The 15,654-nt window shown below is 34.0% G+C and carries 16 protein-coding genes; 6 read left to right on the plus strand and 10 right to left on the minus strand.

Translation table 11 applies throughout. The features are described from left to right. Positions 1-427: 427 nt before the first annotated feature. Positions 428-1,519 carry a UDP-N-acetylglucosamine 2-epimerase (non-hydrolyzing) gene (wecB, locus tag IPM14_04285; protein MBK9097338.1) on the minus strand — a complete coding sequence of 364 codons (1,092 nt, stop codon included), beginning with the start codon at positions 1,517-1,519 and terminating at the stop codon, positions 428-430. Positions 1,520-1,906: 387 nt separating this feature from the next. Between wecB and IPM14_04290 the strand changes: the two genes are divergently transcribed. From IPM14_04290 to IPM14_04300, 3 genes are all read left to right on the plus strand, one after another. Continuing rightward, positions 1,907-2,671, plus strand: a complete 765-nt coding sequence (locus IPM14_04290) for a hypothetical protein (protein ID MBK9097339.1) — start codon at positions 1,907-1,909, stop codon at positions 2,669-2,671. 125 nt (positions 2,672-2,796) lie between these two features. Continuing rightward, the gene (locus IPM14_04295; GenBank protein ID MBK9097340.1) at positions 2,797-3,951 is read left to right on the plus strand and encodes a sugar transferase; all 1,155 of its coding nucleotides are present in this window, start codon (positions 2,797-2,799) and stop codon (positions 3,949-3,951) included. Between the two features lie 228 nt (positions 3,952-4,179). Further along, positions 4,180-5,031 carry a hypothetical protein gene (locus tag IPM14_04300; GenBank protein ID MBK9097341.1) on the plus strand — a complete coding sequence of 284 codons (852 nt, stop codon included), beginning with the start codon at positions 4,180-4,182 and terminating at the stop codon, positions 5,029-5,031. A gap of 132 nt (positions 5,032-5,163) precedes the next feature. Here IPM14_04300 and IPM14_04305 read toward each other — a convergent pair whose 3' ends face one another. From IPM14_04305 to IPM14_04330, 6 genes are all read right to left on the minus strand, one after another. Continuing rightward, positions 5,164-5,766, minus strand: a complete 603-nt coding sequence (locus IPM14_04305; protein ID MBK9097342.1) for a T9SS type A sorting domain-containing protein — start codon at positions 5,764-5,766, stop codon at positions 5,164-5,166. Then, on the minus strand, positions 5,703-6,257 hold the full coding sequence (locus IPM14_04310; GenBank protein MBK9097343.1) for a hypothetical protein: 555 nt from the start codon (positions 6,255-6,257) through the stop codon (positions 5,703-5,705). Before IPM14_04310 ends, IPM14_04305 begins: the two co-directional genes overlap by 64 nt. A 280-nt stretch (positions 6,258-6,537) precedes the next feature. After that, complete coding sequence (locus IPM14_04315; GenBank protein ID MBK9097344.1) at positions 6,538-7,824, minus strand: T9SS type A sorting domain-containing protein; 1,287 nt, start codon at positions 7,822-7,824, stop codon at positions 6,538-6,540. Then, positions 7,811-8,194, minus strand: a complete 384-nt coding sequence (locus tag IPM14_04320; GenBank protein MBK9097345.1) for a hypothetical protein — start codon at positions 8,192-8,194, stop codon at positions 7,811-7,813. Before IPM14_04320 ends, IPM14_04315 begins: the two co-directional genes overlap by 14 nt. Further along, positions 8,191-8,451, minus strand: coding sequence for a hypothetical protein (locus IPM14_04325; GenBank protein ID MBK9097346.1), 261 nt, complete (start codon positions 8,449-8,451; stop codon positions 8,191-8,193). Before IPM14_04325 ends, IPM14_04320 begins: the two co-directional genes overlap by 4 nt. Before the next feature lie 537 nt (positions 8,452-8,988). Further along, a complete protein-coding gene (locus IPM14_04330; GenBank protein ID MBK9097347.1) occupies positions 8,989-9,252 on the minus strand; it encodes a hypothetical protein in 264 nt (87 codons plus the stop codon). A 431-nt stretch (positions 9,253-9,683) separates the two neighbouring features. Here IPM14_04330 and IPM14_04335 point away from each other — a divergent pair, with 431 nt between their 5' ends. Together IPM14_04335 and IPM14_04340 are read left to right on the plus strand one after the other, a co-directional pair. Next, positions 9,684-10,679 (plus strand): DNRLRE domain-containing protein, encoded by a 996-nt coding sequence (locus tag IPM14_04335; GenBank protein MBK9097348.1) that lies wholly within the window; start codon positions 9,684-9,686, stop codon positions 10,677-10,679. Positions 10,680-10,847: 168 nt separating this feature from the next. Next, positions 10,848-11,957 carry a glycosyltransferase family 9 protein gene (locus tag IPM14_04340; GenBank protein MBK9097349.1) on the plus strand — a complete coding sequence of 370 codons (1,110 nt, stop codon included), beginning with the start codon at positions 10,848-10,850 and terminating at the stop codon, positions 11,955-11,957. 14 nt (positions 11,958-11,971) lie between these two features. On the opposite strand, the gene IPM14_04345 is transcribed toward IPM14_04340, so the two are convergent. Genes IPM14_04345 through IPM14_04355 form a run of 3 tightly spaced genes read right to left on the minus strand, consistent with a single transcriptional unit; the run spans position 11,972 to position 14,857 of the window. Next, entirely contained in the window at positions 11,972-12,550 is a 579-nt protein-coding gene (locus IPM14_04345; GenBank protein MBK9097350.1) for an N-acetyltransferase, read from the minus strand. Between the two features lie 14 nt (positions 12,551-12,564). Beyond that, entirely contained in the window at positions 12,565-13,515 is a 951-nt protein-coding gene (locus IPM14_04350; protein MBK9097351.1) for a Gfo/Idh/MocA family oxidoreductase, read from the minus strand. 13 nt (positions 13,516-13,528) lie between these two features. Beyond that, complete coding sequence (locus IPM14_04355; GenBank protein ID MBK9097352.1) at positions 13,529-14,857, minus strand: nucleotide sugar dehydrogenase; 1,329 nt, start codon at positions 14,855-14,857, stop codon at positions 13,529-13,531. A 215-nt stretch (positions 14,858-15,072) separates the two neighbouring features. Here IPM14_04355 and IPM14_04360 point away from each other — a divergent pair, with 215 nt between their 5' ends. Continuing rightward, entirely contained in the window at positions 15,073-15,654 is a 582-nt protein-coding gene (locus IPM14_04360; GenBank protein MBK9097353.1) for a thioredoxin family protein, read from the plus strand.

Below are 15,654 nucleotides of genomic sequence, written 5' to 3' on the forward strand. Positions count from 1 at the left end.
TTATAAAAAAGCATAAACCGCAGAATAAACGAGAATTAAAAAGAAGAATATCTTGTTCCAGAGTTGGTCAAGTGTTAATGTGCTGAATAAAAGTTTGAATGAGTACAAGCGTTTCATCTCATTTGCTATTATTTAATAATTTTCAATAATTAAACAAAAAATATGCCCTCAAGAAACAATATTATTTTACTCTTTTCGAAATCGGGCTTCAGAAAATTCTGCAAATCAGGTAATAATTACTTTTTTTTCTCAATAAGGGGAAATGAATGCGACAACAGGAGTTTGGAAGGGATGATTACAAGAAATTAACTCCACATAAACAATTTTTCATTTCTTGGGTTAGAAAGTTACTTTTCTTTATATCAAATAAAAAGTCACTTAACTTGGTATAGGTGAGTTTATTTTACAAACAGACACATGCAGATGCTTAATTAAATATCTCAATTAAATGTGAAACGATTCTTTGAGAAGCACATCCATCCCATAATTCGGGAACAGTTCCTCTCTTCCATTTTCCCTGAAAAAGTTTTTCTAGTGCAGGCTTAATTGCGGATGGATCAGTACCTATTAATTCATTAGTTCCCTGCTCAACTGTCTCCGGTCTTTCAGTATTATTTCTTAAAGTAAAACAGGGGACACCCATTACAGTTGTCTCTTCTGTGATACCGCCGGAGTCCGTAATTACACCTTTTGCTCTTTCAACCAGGTAATTAAACTCGAGATAGCTCAAAGGTTCCGTAATAAATAAATTTGGTTCACTAATTTTCAAATCATTAAAAATCTTTGCTGTTCTTGGGTGCATTGGAAAAATCACAGGTAATCCATGGACATTATTTACTATTTCACTGATATATTTCTTAAGTTTTTTCCCTTCATCTACATTAGCAGGCCGATGTAACGTAATGATGAAATAAGATTTTTCTTTGAGATTTATTTTATCCCATAATAAAGGTTTTTTAAATCTATGTTTATTTGTTAGTAATGAATCAATCATTACATTGCCAACAAAGAAAATCCGGTTATTATCAATACCGGCTTTTGCTAAATTGGATCCTGCCCATCTGGTGGTTGTGAAAAAATAATCAGCAAGACAATCAGTAACCATACGGTTAATTTCTTCCGGCATCGTTAAATCATAAGAACGAATCCCGGCTTCAACATGTGCAACTTTTATATTTAGTTTTTTTGCAACTATACTGCAAGCCATCGTACTGGTCACATCACCTACAACAATAACTAAATCAGATGAATTAGTTAATAGTTCTTTTTCAAATGCTACCATAATAGCTGCAGTCTGTTCAGCCTGAGTACCTCCGCCGCATCCAAGATTTATATCCGGATCGGGAATATTAAGCTCTTCGAAAAATGTTCTGCTCATACTGTCATCATAGTGTTGTCCTGTGTGGACAAGTCGATATTGAATGTCATTTTTCTTGAATTTATGATCATTAATTGCTTTTATGATTGGTGCGATTTTAATAAAATTAGGTCGTGCCCCTGCAACTATAGTTAGTTTCATTCTTAAAATTCCTTTTATATTGCTTCTTAAATACTTCGAAATTTATACCAACAAGATACGAGTTCTCTAATTTTCAATATCTTTAATTTTTTTGTTTAATATAAATCAGCTACTTCCATTGAATTAATATAATTTTTTGTTAACAAATTTTAATAAAGCTTACTATTTGGTTGCTATACTGAGCTATTAAGTAATCAAGCTTTTAATAAAGCAAGAAGAATAAATTATTTTCTGCTTGTTTTGTTTTGTAACATAGACCCAATATGAGATAAGAAATGATCCATAAATTGCTTTTTTAGTTGATTTTATTAGATATTTCTCGGTACAAATCTGGTTAATGGTAAATGCTACACTTTATAAACTAATTTATCACTGAGGGCTCTTTTTTTGAGGGATGAACTAGACATTAAAACAGATTTCGTTGATTTTAGAGGAAGTAAACCACGGTCTAAAGTTTTTAGGCAGTTTAATACTTTTTTAATCCTCGGGAATTACTATAATGTTCTGTTTTATTTTCTAATCTATACACTGTCGTTTTCCTTATTTTATTCCATCTCTCAGATCAGATTTAACTTTGATTATGGATATCTCATAAACCTGTTATTACTTTTAATTTCTACATTCTTCGGTGCGTCTTTCTCTGGAAAATTAAAGCTAAACAGAAAGGAAAATCCCGACCAAATTCTTAAAGCACTTTATTCTTCCACATTTATTACCCTTTCATTTTTAATAATTTTCTTTTTTATTCAGGATGTTAATCGCATAACCAGAATAAACATATTGTCGGCAGTTTTCAGTGGCCTATCAATCGAATTGTTTTACTTCATTTTAATGCACAATAACAGGCAAAATAAGGGAAGTTATATCAGGAATATTAAGTTACCTCTTTTATACATACTTCTTGATGGAATTGTTTTAAGTCTGTTTTGCTATTTTGAAATCGTATTAAACCTGACCCCGTTTTTTGATAATAAAACTGAAATACTTTTACTTGTCCTTATTTATCTCAGCTGGATTGTCTCTGCCGCGATCACACATAAATTTATACCTGCCGAAGTCTATACCAGCAGAATGAATGCGTTTGAACTTCAGGTGAAATTCTATTTAAGAATAATATTCTTAACTATTCTCGCAATCATTTTTTACAATTAGAATTTTCAAATGCTGTCAATTTTGTAAAAGCACTCGCCGGTTATGCTTTAGTATCTTCACTTCTTACTATAATCTTATTTTCCAGAAAAATAAAGAACAAGAGTGATGAGGCAACAGTTGTTTTTTTGAAAGCATATGAGCTGAATGATACAGTTAATCGGTCAAATGGCAGAAATCGTAATGGAAGATACGGCTTTTCTGACATTGAGGCAGTTAATTCGAATGATGATTATAAGAAGATCGACTTTGATTACTTAAAAAACTATGGAAATGTTTTTTCTATTTTAGATACCATAATTGACTTAAAAACATTTGATACAAGAAGCACTTTAATCCTCAATTCTGACCAGCCTATTGATGTATCAAATCAAAAAAAGGACTTTTTTCAGTTATTAGTGAATCTACATGTTCTGAATGATCAGATCAAGCTTAATGATTATCTACTGCAGGTTAGGGAATCTTTATTAGATAAGGGTGTTTTTGTTGGGGCATTACTTCCACATCACTACAGATATCGAAGATATTTAAAAAAATATTCATTTTATTTTGCAAATGTGCTTTATTTCTTTGACTTTCTTTGGAAGAGGGTAATGCCCAAGTTGCCGATTACTAGAGAAATATATTTCACATTCAGCAAAGAAAAAGATAGGGCAATCTCGCTAGCGGAAGGATTGGGAAGATTAGTTTATTGCGGTTTCAAAATTCTTGACTTAGTTGTGGTAGATGATGTGGTTTATTTTGCTGCTGCAAAAAATGGCAGCTTTAATCCGGATAAGAAATTCTTTTATAGCCCGATCTTTAAAATGAAGCGTGTTGGTAAAAATGGAAAGCCAATTTATGTTTATAAGCTTAGAACAATGTACCCATATTCTGAGTTTATACAGGATTTCATTTATAATCAGAACAAGCTTGAAACTGGTGGTAAATTCAAGAATGACTTTAGAGTACCGGCGTGGGGAAGATTATTTAGGAAACTCTGGATAGATGAACTGCCAATGTTAATTAACTGGCTCAAAGGTGATCTGAAAATTGTAGGCGTGCGCCCGATTAGTAACCATTATTTAAGTTTGTATTCAAAAGATCATCAGGAACGAAGAAAAACCTTTAAACCTGGTTTGTTACCCCCATATTACGCTGATATGCCAAAGACTATTGAAGAAATTGAGCAGTCAGAAAAAAGATACTTAGATGCTTATGAAAGAAATCCTTTGAAAACAGATTTCAAGTATTTCATTAAAGCACTGGATAATATTTTGATTGGGAAAAAACGCAGCGCCTGAGTATTTTAAAAAAGTAGCCTTTCTAACTTTTATCCATAAAATCATACATTGACTTAATAACTATTTTTAGGTAATAATAATATAAAATATTCAAATTTCTGTCTATGAATACACACGCTTTAATTAATAAATCTTTTGGTGATGACTGATATTTGGACGTATTATCTGTCCTAGAATATTATTGCATAGTCGTATTAATAATATTAAATAATGAAGAAGGATAACAATATGTTTATAAAAAATTCTGGTCTTATTTTATGCATTTTACTTTCATTTATTCTCATTAGTTGTAAAAATTCAGAGGAATCAAATATGGAAAATCAGGTAAATATTATTTTTTTACATCACAGCACGGGCAATTATATCTGGCATGGAGGGATGTCAAAAATTGCAAGAAAATTAGGATGGTTTAGCAGTGATGTTGAGAAATGGTTCGAAGATTATAATGAAAAACAAAACAAAAATTATAACATTATTGAAACTGACTTTCCTAAAAAATCCCCCTATGGATGGAGTAATTATCCCTTTGATTATTACAATATCTGGGTTAAAAATGCCGGTGATCAGCCTTTTAAAGAAGAACCAACTCTTGAAATATTAACAAAGAAATATAATGTAATAGTATTTAAACATTGCTTTCCTGTTAGTAACATTGGTGCAGATAACTCAGAGCCGGATATTAATTCAGCAAGTAGAACTCTTGGTAATTATAAACTGCAATATGAGGCCTTGAAGAAAAAACTTCTCGGATTTCCTGATACAAAATTTATCCTCTGGACTCCAACCGCGCAGGTGGAAAATCGTACTAATAAGGAAGAAGCTCAGCGAGCAAACGAATTTTCAGCATGGGTGAAAAATGAATGGGATACTAAAGGTGATAATATCTTCCTATGGGATTTTAGAGAATTGCAGGTTGAGGGAGGATTATTTTTTAAAAATTCTTATGCGGAGAGTGATGATGATTCACATCCAAATAATACATTCTCTGGAACGGTTGCACCATATTTTTCCCAAAGAATAGTCGATGTCATTGAAGGAAGAGGGGATACAGCGAGTTTAACTGGTAAACAGGATGAATAATTACACGTGTATTTATTTAATTACCGGACATATTAGCAAAGGAAGGTGACAGCTGATGCCGGAATTGTTCTATACTTCATTTTGAGGAAGCACAGATAAATATGAATTATCATATTTATCTGTGCAAGAGAGTCATTTAATCAATATCATTTTTCGGGTTGATGTAAAGTTATCAGTTTTTAATCTGTAAAAATATACTCCTGAATTTAATCCCTCAGCATTAAAAATTACTGAATGTTTTCCTTCATTCATATATCCGTCTACCAGGGTATCTACGACTGAACCCGAAATATCGTAAATTATTAATGAGATATTTCCTGATTTTGCCAGCGAAAAATTTATTTCAGTGGTTGGATTAAATGGATTTGGATAATTCTGATTAAGCGAATAACTATTCGGTTTCAAAATTGATTCCCGTATACCTGTCGGGATCCCTACCTCATAATTTATAGCAGCATTAAAAGCTTTCTGAACAAAATCTGGAGCAACAAGTTCAGTACAAGCCTCATTGGGGTGTGAATCAGTTGGTGAATCAGAAAGTGATAATGGAAGAAAATTAGCTGAGTCAACCAGTTCAAAGTAATCATATATATATACATTGGGAGGAAAAGCACCATACAGTGTATCAAGTCCCGTCTGTAACGTATCAACCATCCATTTATTAAACCATCTTAATCTTGCCGCATCATCAGGATTATTCCCAGTCGGAACAATTGGAGGTATATTCCACCACACAAAGAATTTTGCGGGTATTGCTCCATCTTTCGTGCAATCTTCCTTGCATACCATTGAAAATTATAAATTGTCTGGTCATATGGTCGATTTATTGTATCACTTGGCTCTCCATAAGACCAAATATCTGATTGAGAAGCAAAACAATGTTTAATCATTATAATGGAGTAAGTCTCAGTATCAAGATAATCTTCTTTGAATGAGTAAGTGCCTTCATCATAAAACGCACCTTTCCATTCCCATAATCTATTGCCTCCAGGTGGATAATCATCTGTTGGATTATAAATTGTGCAACTATCTTCTCCAGTATAATTATTGGCAATATTATATGCCAACAATTCAGCAGGCACATCAGTTGTTACTCCATTTTGAGTATAGATTTGAGAACCTACCGATTGAACCAGGTATGCCATTTTTCTAAATTTCTCCTGCCCAAAAATGTTGGAGCCTAGCCCGATCAAAATGATTAAGACAAGAATTGTTTTATTCTTCATTATCAGCTTCCTTAAATTAAAAATATTTGAAAATTGAACCACCAAAAAAGAGCTTAAACAAATTACAGGCCACTATGATTTATTACTTTTTGAATGATTAAACGTAGGAAAAAATGTTTAAAATATTCCAATCTTAATTTTTATGTGGTAAAATATACTTAATAAAAATATTTATAGCTATACTTAAATGACAATGATTGAAGCTCTTTTGTTTCGCGTCAGGAATATTATCTTATAAGATTACATTCCTCTACTTCATTAAAACCTGTCCGCCGTAGTGCTAACGAAGGAGGATCATTTTCTTGGTCTCAATAAAATTTTTAGCACGAAGCTGATAGAAGTACACGCCGCTTGGATAATCGCTCGCATCCCATTCAACCTCATAACTGCCGGCTGGCTTATATTCATCAACAAAAGTCGAGACCTCATTACCGAGCACATCATAAATCTTTAATGATTGCCAACTGCCTACAGGTGACTGCCAACTGATTTTCGTACTTGGGTTGAATGGATTCGGATAGTTCTGCTCTAATGAGTAGACTGTCGGTAACAATTCGCCGCTTACCATCAGCTTCTGTATTGTTGCGTCACTGATCACTACATCTTCACCTGATTTCAGGTTTGTGTTGATCCTTTTTCCGCTTTCATCCAACAGTCTGATATCCATTCCTTCTACTCTTACTGTCAATGGATATGTTACCCCACTCATATCTATCGCCTTTACCGAACTGTTGATGTCTTCTGCTATTCTTCCGCTACTATATCTTATGTCGAAATTTCCTGTTGGTGGTGTGGGCGGCATTTTATAGTTGTCGAGGTTTACTTTGCCGTTTACTGCGTAAAGTGTAAAGCTCTTTCCAGCTGCATCTGTCGTTATTAACCTGCCCCAATCATTGGGAAACCATTCTGCTGATTTTCCATTCTTTTCCAGAGTTTCCGGTATAATTATCTGTCCTGGCGCTGTAAGATTTATCCAGTATCCATATCCAGGATCTATCGTCGTTGCTATCTGATATCCACCTGAAAATTTGTAAATCGGGCTGCTTTGCAGTCCCGGAGGATTTGTTGTTACGTTGGCTGCTGTTACACTCAACTCATATCCTCCAAATAAGTTCCATCCTGCAGTTCCAGCTATCGGATCGTGAGGGACTATTTGTATACCACTAGCTGGCCATTCATCGCCGGTATTATAAACCTGCGAGTTATTGTGTTTCATCATATAACCCAATCCGGGAGCTACTGCTGTTACAGTCTGGTAAATTCCATTATACCTGAATACATCGGTAGAAGGATCTTTATTGATCCACCAGGTATTCACATTTTGATTCAAGGGGTGTAAACCTGGTATAGAAACTAGATTCCAGCCGTCTTGTATAGGGACAGTCAGTTGGAAAGTTACTCCACTCAATTCATAATTTATAGCAGCATTAAAAGCTTTCTGAACAAAATCTGGAGCAACAAGTTCAGTACAAGCCTCATTGGGGTGTGAATCAGTTGGTGAATCAGAAAGTGATAATGGAAGAAAATTAGCTGAGTCAACCAGTTCAAAGTAATCATATATATACATTGGGAGGAAAAGCACCATACAGTGTATCAAGTCCCGTCTGTAACGTATCAACCATCCATTTATTAAACCATCTTAATCTTGCCGCATCATCAGGATTATTCCCAGTCGGAACAATTGGAGGTATATTCCACCACACAAAGAATTTTTGCGGGTATTGCTCCATCTTTCGTGCAATCTTCCTTGCATACCATTGAAAATTATAAATTGTCTGGTCATATGGTCGATTTATTGTATCACTTGGCTCTCCATAAGACCAAATATCTGATTGAGAAGCAAAACAATGTTTAATCATTATAATGGAGTAAGTCTCAGTATCAAGATAATCTTCTTTGAATGAGTAAGTGCCTTCATCATAAAACGCACTTTTCATTCCCATAATCTATTGCCTCCAGGTGGATAATCATCTGTTGGATTATAAATTGTGCAACTATCTTCTCCAGTATAATTATTGGCAATATTATATGCCAACAATTCAGCAGGCACATCAGTTGTTACTCCATTTTGAGTATAGATTTGAGAACCTACCGATTGAACCAGGTATGCCATTTTTCTAAATTTCTCCTGCCCAAAAATGTTGGAGCCTAGCCCGATCAAAATGATTAAGACAAGAATTGTTTTATTCTTCATTATCAGCTTCCTTAAATTAAAAATATTTGAAAATTGAACCACCAAAAAAGAGCTTAAACAAATTATACGTCATAATGATATGTTAATTATAGTTCCATAAGAGAGATTAAAATGGCCAACCAATATTCAGATGAATGTAATTTATGCCAGTTTAGTAATTAAAAAGTCATTAAGCAGCTGGGAGATAATATTTAATGACAGTAGTTGATGGACAAAGAGCACAGCCCTAACTTCTTGATTAATTCGTACCTAAAATCAATAATTAATTTGATAAAATCAATAAGATTTTAATATTTATCAAAATTTAATAAACAAGAATAATGAACAATCAGCAATATTCTGCTGATATAATAAATCACCCGATCTTAAATTTCTCATTTGCAATGTGTAAAACTATGTTTAATTAGTAATATTACAATGAAAACGAGTAAAAAGTCGAATTATTAAAGCCAGATAAAAATGAAAAAATAATGATTCTAGAGTTGAATAGATTTGATAAACCCTTTTCTAGGTCAACTCAAATTTCAGCTCAGTGTTTTATTCATTTTTATATAACATCTTGCTAAACTTGTTATACAACCAGGCAATTAATACACCTCCAATGAATCCCAGAATAAAACCCCAAATAAATCCAATCAGGCCGCCACCCCAGCTCATGCTGTAACCGATGAATAGCACCTGTAATTTTGAAAAATATTCATCCGATAGTCCTTGGCTGACGAAAAACCATGTCATCAATAGCATTGTTAATCCGAAAAGAATCCCAAAAGATAACCCAAAAGCCCTTAATCGTAATTCCATTTTGCCCTCCATTTTTTGATTTGAAATTTAAGAAGTAGAATTATCATTACATTATTTGTTTATTATCTGAAACAAACTAAATCAAAATAACTGTGAAAGGCAAGTATTAATTAACGAACCGCAAGCAAAATTTCTAAGTATATAATTCTGATAATAAAATGAGTAATTGTTTGGCAACAATGGCTTTTACGCCAAATATGGTTAAAAGACGATTATACTAAGTTTAGTTTTGTAATGGAATGTTTTAAAAAGATAATTATTTATAAACAGTCTCATTTTGAGTTTGATAGATTTTATAGCGCTAAGAAAATTCATATTAATCTTGGAATTAAATTTGAATGAGTGAATGAATAATTTATTTTCGTAGCTACATAACTAGGGTTGTATTTAACTCAACTATTTCACACATTTATACAATATGGAGGGCTAAAATGAAGCTCATAAAATCTCTCATCTTTTCAGGACTTTTGCTGTCCGTAATTTTCATTACTGGCTGTAACGAGGCACCAGTTAATCCAAATGAAAGTATTGATGGTGGCCGATTATCAAAAGCTGTAACTTCAGTAAGGTTACATATTTTCAATACGAATGCTAATTTACAAACTGTAAATATCTATGCAGTTAGCTCCGATTGGGCTGAATGTATAGTTACTTATAATACTCAACCAACTCTCCACCCCGGACCTGAAGGATCGTTTGTAACTGATGTTAATAATGATTGGATAATAACAGATATATCAGGAATATATTATAAATGGGTAGATGGAACATATGATAATTTCGGAATTCTTCTTACCAGTGCAGGCACAAATCTGGAGAGATTTGATAGCAAAGAAGGTACAAATCCACCATTTATAAGGATAACATTTGATGATGAATCCTACGAGGATATAGCTGATATAGCAGATACAGAACTTAATGAGTTATATCCCGACCTTAATTTTTGTAATGCAGTATATTTGTACAATGGTGTTGTTAATGGATATGAAAAGTTAGCTTTACTTAAATTTGACGTTCAATATGTACCCCAGGTAGAATGTGAAACCGCCTATGCGTTTGATGAGGAGGATGGTACCTGCTTCATAGATTTAGGCTTTGGTAATTGGGGTTGGAGTATTTATCTGCCAGCACCTGGCACATATACATTTCCGGTTTACGCTGCTGCAGGGCAGTGTGATATTACAAAGGGAACATATGTAGGGGATGTAACCGCTGTCTACGCTAATGGAACAGTTACATTCACATATGATTTCGAACCTGGTTTCTCAACTGAAGAGACTCATTTCTATGCAGGGTATACACCAGTACCTAGAGATAAAAAAGGTAAACCGACTGTTGCTCCAGGCCAATATAAAATTGGTACAGGTCTGAGTGGTGGAATTTATATAATCGCACATGCTGTTGTGTGCTCAAGCGATTGGGATTAGGCTTCATAAACAATATTTAAAATTGTTAAGGCTGCTATTAAGCAGCCTTTTTTATTTACTCAATTCTATCATTACAATGTATATTAGTATTTTAACACTTAAAGATCAATAAAAAATAAAATGATTTAATAAGCATTTAAAATAATAATCCTTCTTTCGCATAACCATATGATTCTCAAAACAGATTGCCGGCATTTCAAAGGTGACAGACCCTGCGATCCTCACAAAGAACAGGGAGTAAAGTGTGATAATTGTAATTTTTATCAGCCTATAAAATCTAAAATATTAATCATCAAGCTTGATGCTGTTGGAGATGTTCTTCGAACAACTTCAATTCTTAAACCTCTAAAGAAAAAATATCCGGACAGTTATTTTGAGTGGTGCACAAGAAAAAATTCCTTAGAACTTTTTAAGTATAGCCCACTTGTTGATGAAGTTATTTTGTTTGAAGATGATGCTCTTTTCAGAATTGGTGCAGAGGAATACGATATCGTAATAAATCTGGATACTTCAAAAATCAGTTCTGCTATAGCAGCGAATGCATCGGCAAAGAGTAAATTCGGATTTGTGCTGAACAAAAAAGGGTATGTTGAAGCAGCATCGTCTTCCGCTCAAAAGTGGCTGGAAATGAGCGCATTTGATGATGTGAAGAAAGCGAATCAAAAATCCTATCAGAAAATTATGTACGAAATACTGGAACTGGAACTACCTGTTGAGCCTCCATTAATTCAAATATCAGAAAAAGAAAATACAAGGATTATATCGAAAAATTTTATTAAGAGTTTGAATAAAACAAAACCAGTTATTGGATTAAATGTTGGTGTTGGGACAAAGTGGCCAAGTAAAGGCTGGCCAATTAAAAGATGGCAAGAACTGATAGAAAAGTTAGGGAAGGAAGAATATAACTTACTCTTGCTTGGTGGTCCTGAAGAAGTTGAGATAATCAAGCAATTGAAAGAAGAATTCTCATACATTACAAATACCGGATGCGATAATTCATTATTGGAATTTGCTGCTGTTGTTGACTTGTGCGATTTAATTATAACAGCAGATACACTCGCACTTCATATTGCAACTGCACTTGGGAAGAAAATAGTCGCGCTTTTTGGCCCAACTTCTCAGAGCGAAATTGAGCTGTATGGTAAAGGAATTAAATTATTGTCACCGGAAGGTTGTATCTGTTATTATAAAAAATACTGTTCGGAAAGAGTTTCTTGCATGGAGAAAATAACAAGTGATATGGTTATAAATGCGATTGGTCAGTTGTTAAAAAAATAAATATTTATCATTTATTAATTTACTTCTGAAACCATTCCATTCTTAAGCTGATACTTCTTTTTAGATTTTTCACAATAAGCAAAACCATCGTTATCAAAACTTAATCGTTTACCTGCTTCTGATACCCAGCCAATTACTTTTCCCGGAATGCCTACTACGAGTGCATAATCAGGTACATCTTTAGTTACTACTGAACCGGCACCAACCAAACAATTTTTCCCGAGAGTTATTCCGCAGACAATAGTAGCATTTGCACCAATTGATGCACCTTCTTTCACAAGAGTTTTTACGTAAAATTGTGCGCCAACCTGGGGATATTTGCACTTTGGATCCAATATGTTTGTGAACACCATTGAAGGTCCGCAAAAAACATAATCTTCAAGTGTTACACCCTCATAAATCGAAACGTTATTCTGCACCTTGCAGAAATCACCGATAGAAACATTATTTCCAACATTAACGTTTTGACCAAACACACATTTTTTACCAATCCTTGCACCGCTCTGAACATGACTGAAGTGCCAAATCTTTGTTCCTTCACCAATCACGCAATTTTCATCAACATAAGCAGATTCATGCTTAAAGTAATTCATTTACAATTCCTTGTTTATTTATATTTAATAGCAAATGGATGGATGTTTTCTTTGCTTTCGATTACTGATGCTGACCGGAGTTTTTGGACAAGGATAATTGAAGGTCTTGCATCCTCAATTCCAAAACCATTTCCTTTAAGAGTTTCCTCATACACACGAGTATGTAAATCAGTAAAACCTTCCGAAAATTGTACCTCCTCACCATCTACAGTAACTGATCTGAATGTGGATGCACCTTTACTGGAAGCTTCTGCCGGTAAGTCTTCTCTTTCAGTAGAGAGAAACCACTTGACAGTTGCATCCTGAAGTTCAATAAATCCTGACATTCTTTTGCTATCCTTAATATGCAAAACACAGGATTGCGCATCACCAAAAAGCCAAACTAGAAAATCAAAAAAATGAATGCCGATATTTGTTGCAATACCTCCTGATTTTTCGACCATACCTTTCCATGAAAAATAATACCATAAACCGCGTGAAGTAATATAAGTCAATACAACTTCATGCTTCTTTTTTGATTTTTCTTTGGAAAGTTTTTGTTTCAATTCTAAAAGAACAGGGTGGACCCGGAGTTGCAAAACAGTGAAAACTCGGGCTGATGACTCATTTTCCAATTCTTGAAGAGCGTCCAGGTTCCATGGGTTAAGCACGAGAGGTTTTTCACAAATTGCATGAGCTCCAACTCTCAAAGCAAGTCTGATATGTGCGTCATGTAAATTATTTGGTGAGCAGATAGAGAGATAATCAACTTTATGATCTCTGTGTTCTCTTCTTAATTTTTCGAGATGTCTGTCGAATCTTTCAAACTCAGTAAAAAAACTGACATCCGGAAAATATTTATCGAGTATTCCAACAGAATCATGCGGATCAACAGCCGCAACTAATTGATTACCTGTGTCTTTAATTGCCTGCAGATGTCTGGGAGCGATATATCCCGCTACACCAGTAATTGCAAAATTTTTCATCTACTTATATGAATTATGCTTTAAATATGTTCTTTGATTTTATTCCTCTAGCTTCAAACGCATTGCGGGAATCCACTATACGCTCTGAGTGTTGAGCAATAAATTTGTAATCAAATGTTGAGTGATCAGTGCTTAAAACTACAAGATCATATTTTCTAAGATTCTCTTTACTCAACTTAATTGATTTCATATTATAATCATATTTTCTGGTTTTCGGAAGTACAGGAATGAACGGATCGGAATACTCAACCGTCGCACCCTTCTCACGATAAATTTCAATTAATTTTAGAGAAGGGGATTCTCTCATATCGTCAATATCTTTTTTATATGCAGCACCTAAAATCAATACTTTCGACCCATTTAATGTTTTCTTAAACTTATTCAGGAACTCCATCGATCTCTCGACAACATAGTACGGCTGATGAGTATTTATTTCCCCGGCAAGTTCAATGAATTTGGTGTTTACTTCAAATTCTCTTGCTTTCCAGGTTAAGTAGAACGGATCAATAGGAATACAGTGTCCTCCAAGTCCGGGACCCGGATAAAATGGTTTAAATCCAAAAGGTTTGGTCGAAGCTGCTGCAATCACTTCCCAGATATCAATACCCATTCTATCAAACACCATCTTCAGTTCATTTACCATTGCAATGTTTATTGAGCGGAAAATATTTTCAAGCAGCTTACTGGATTCAGCAGCCTTTGTAGAAGATACCGGAACAGTTTTAATTATAACCAAATCATAAAGTGCCCGTGCAATTTTAAGGCATGTTGGTGTGACGCCGCCAACTACCTTTGGAATTGTTACTGTTGAAAAATCCGGATTGTTCGGGTCTTCACGTTCGGGACTGAATGCGAGATAAAAATCTTTTCCCACCTTGAATTTATTTTTACCTGCCTTCGTTGCATTTTCAAAAAGCGGTTTCAGAATTTCATCGGTAGTTCCAGGATATGTTGTAGATTCAAGAGTAACCAGCTGACCTTTTCTCAAATACTTGGCAATTGTTTTTGCTGTATCAAAAACGTAAGACATATCTGGTTCACGGTGTTCATCCAAAGGAGTTGGAACGCAAATTATAATTGCATCAACTTCAGGAAGTCTTGAAAAATCGGTTGTAGCTTTAAGCTTTCCTGATTTTACAGCATCTTTGATTTTATTTCCATTAATATGCTTTATATAACTTTTACCTTGAGATAAAAGCTTGACTTTCTTTTCATCCAGATCAAAACCTAAAACGTTAATTTTTTTTTCAGTGAAAGCTAGACCAAGTGGTAAACCTACATATCCCATTCCCACTATGCCCACTTTTACAGTTTTATTTTTTATTTTGTCTAAAATGTTCATTTTTAGTCCGTAAATGGTGAATTTAATGATATTTGCTTGAGTGTATTAAAATAATCCACTTTTACTTATTTAATAATTTTTACTTCTGAAACTTATTGATATGCTTTTCTTTTCAATTAAATAAAAAGACCCTAATAAATATCTTGAATCAGCACCTTATTATTGCCATTATTGTGCCAATTCCTCAATTAAACCAAACAAAATAAGGAGATCTTATGTTCGTAAAAAAAATCATTTCACTCTTCGCAATTGTTGCAATCTATTTTATTTCAGTTGCTGCCTGTGCAGCTCCATCATCACCGGGGAAGATAGAAGATTTCGAACTTCGTGATACGAATGGCAAGGAACATTCTTTATCCGATTATAAAGATTCCAAAGCAATCGTGGTAATGTTTATTGCCACAGAATGCCCTGTGTCGAATGATTACAACTCGCGAATGGAAAAAATATTTAATGACTACAAAGAAAAAGGTTTTGCTTTCCTAGGAATTAATTCGAACAAAGCCGAATCAGTAGATAGGATCAAAGAACACGCAGAAGACAACCAATTGACATTTACTATTTTAAAAGATGAGAAAAATATGATAGCAGATAAGTTCGAAGCCTCAGTAACGCCGGAAGTTTATGTGTTAAACAAAAATTTCGATGTTCTGTATCACGGCCGAATAGACAATGCAAGAGATGAATCTGAAGTTGTTAGTAAAGATTTAGAAAATGCTTTAAATGAAATTCTATCCGGAAAGGAAGTTTCAAAGAAAGAAACAAAAGCTTTTGGTTGTACAATAAAAAGGATATAA

This window comes from bacterium, from assembly GCA_016716565.1.
Taxonomy (GTDB): domain Bacteria; phylum Bacteroidota; class Ignavibacteria; order Ignavibacteriales; family Ignavibacteriaceae; genus IGN2.

Coding starts and splice junctions, on each gene's coding strand:
- wecB (MBK9097338.1), bottom strand. CDS start 1,519: ATGAAACTAACTATAGTTGCAGGGGCACGACCTAATTTTATTAAAATC.
- IPM14_04300 (MBK9097341.1), top strand. CDS start 4,180: ATGTTTATAAAAAATTCTGGTCTTATTTTATGCATTTTACTTTCATTT.
- IPM14_04310 (MBK9097343.1), bottom strand. CDS start 6,257: ATGAAGAATAAAACAATTCTTGTCTTAATCATTTTGATCGGGCTAGGC.
- IPM14_04315 (MBK9097344.1), bottom strand. CDS start 7,824: ATGTATATATATGATTACTTTGAACTGGTTGACTCAGCTAATTTTCTT.
- IPM14_04320 (MBK9097345.1), bottom strand. CDS start 8,194: ATGAAAAGTGCGTTTTATGATGAAGGCACTTACTCATTCAAAGAAGAT.
- IPM14_04325 (MBK9097346.1), bottom strand. CDS start 8,451: ATGAAGAATAAAACAATTCTTGTCTTAATCATTTTGATCGGGCTAGGC.
- IPM14_04330 (MBK9097347.1), bottom strand. CDS start 9,252: ATGGAATTACGATTAAGGGCTTTTGGGTTATCTTTTGGGATTCTTTTC.
- IPM14_04335 (MBK9097348.1), top strand. CDS start 9,684: ATGAAGCTCATAAAATCTCTCATCTTTTCAGGACTTTTGCTGTCCGTA.
- IPM14_04340 (MBK9097349.1), top strand. CDS start 10,848: ATGATTCTCAAAACAGATTGCCGGCATTTCAAAGGTGACAGACCCTGC.
- IPM14_04345 (MBK9097350.1), bottom strand. CDS start 12,550: ATGAATTACTTTAAGCATGAATCTGCTTATGTTGATGAAAATTGCGTG.
- IPM14_04350 (MBK9097351.1), bottom strand. CDS start 13,515: ATGAAAAATTTTGCAATTACTGGTGTAGCGGGATATATCGCTCCCAGA.
- IPM14_04355 (MBK9097352.1), bottom strand. CDS start 14,857: ATGAACATTTTAGACAAAATAAAAAATAAAACTGTAAAAGTGGGCATA.
- IPM14_04360 (MBK9097353.1), top strand. CDS start 15,073: ATGTTCGTAAAAAAAATCATTTCACTCTTCGCAATTGTTGCAATCTAT.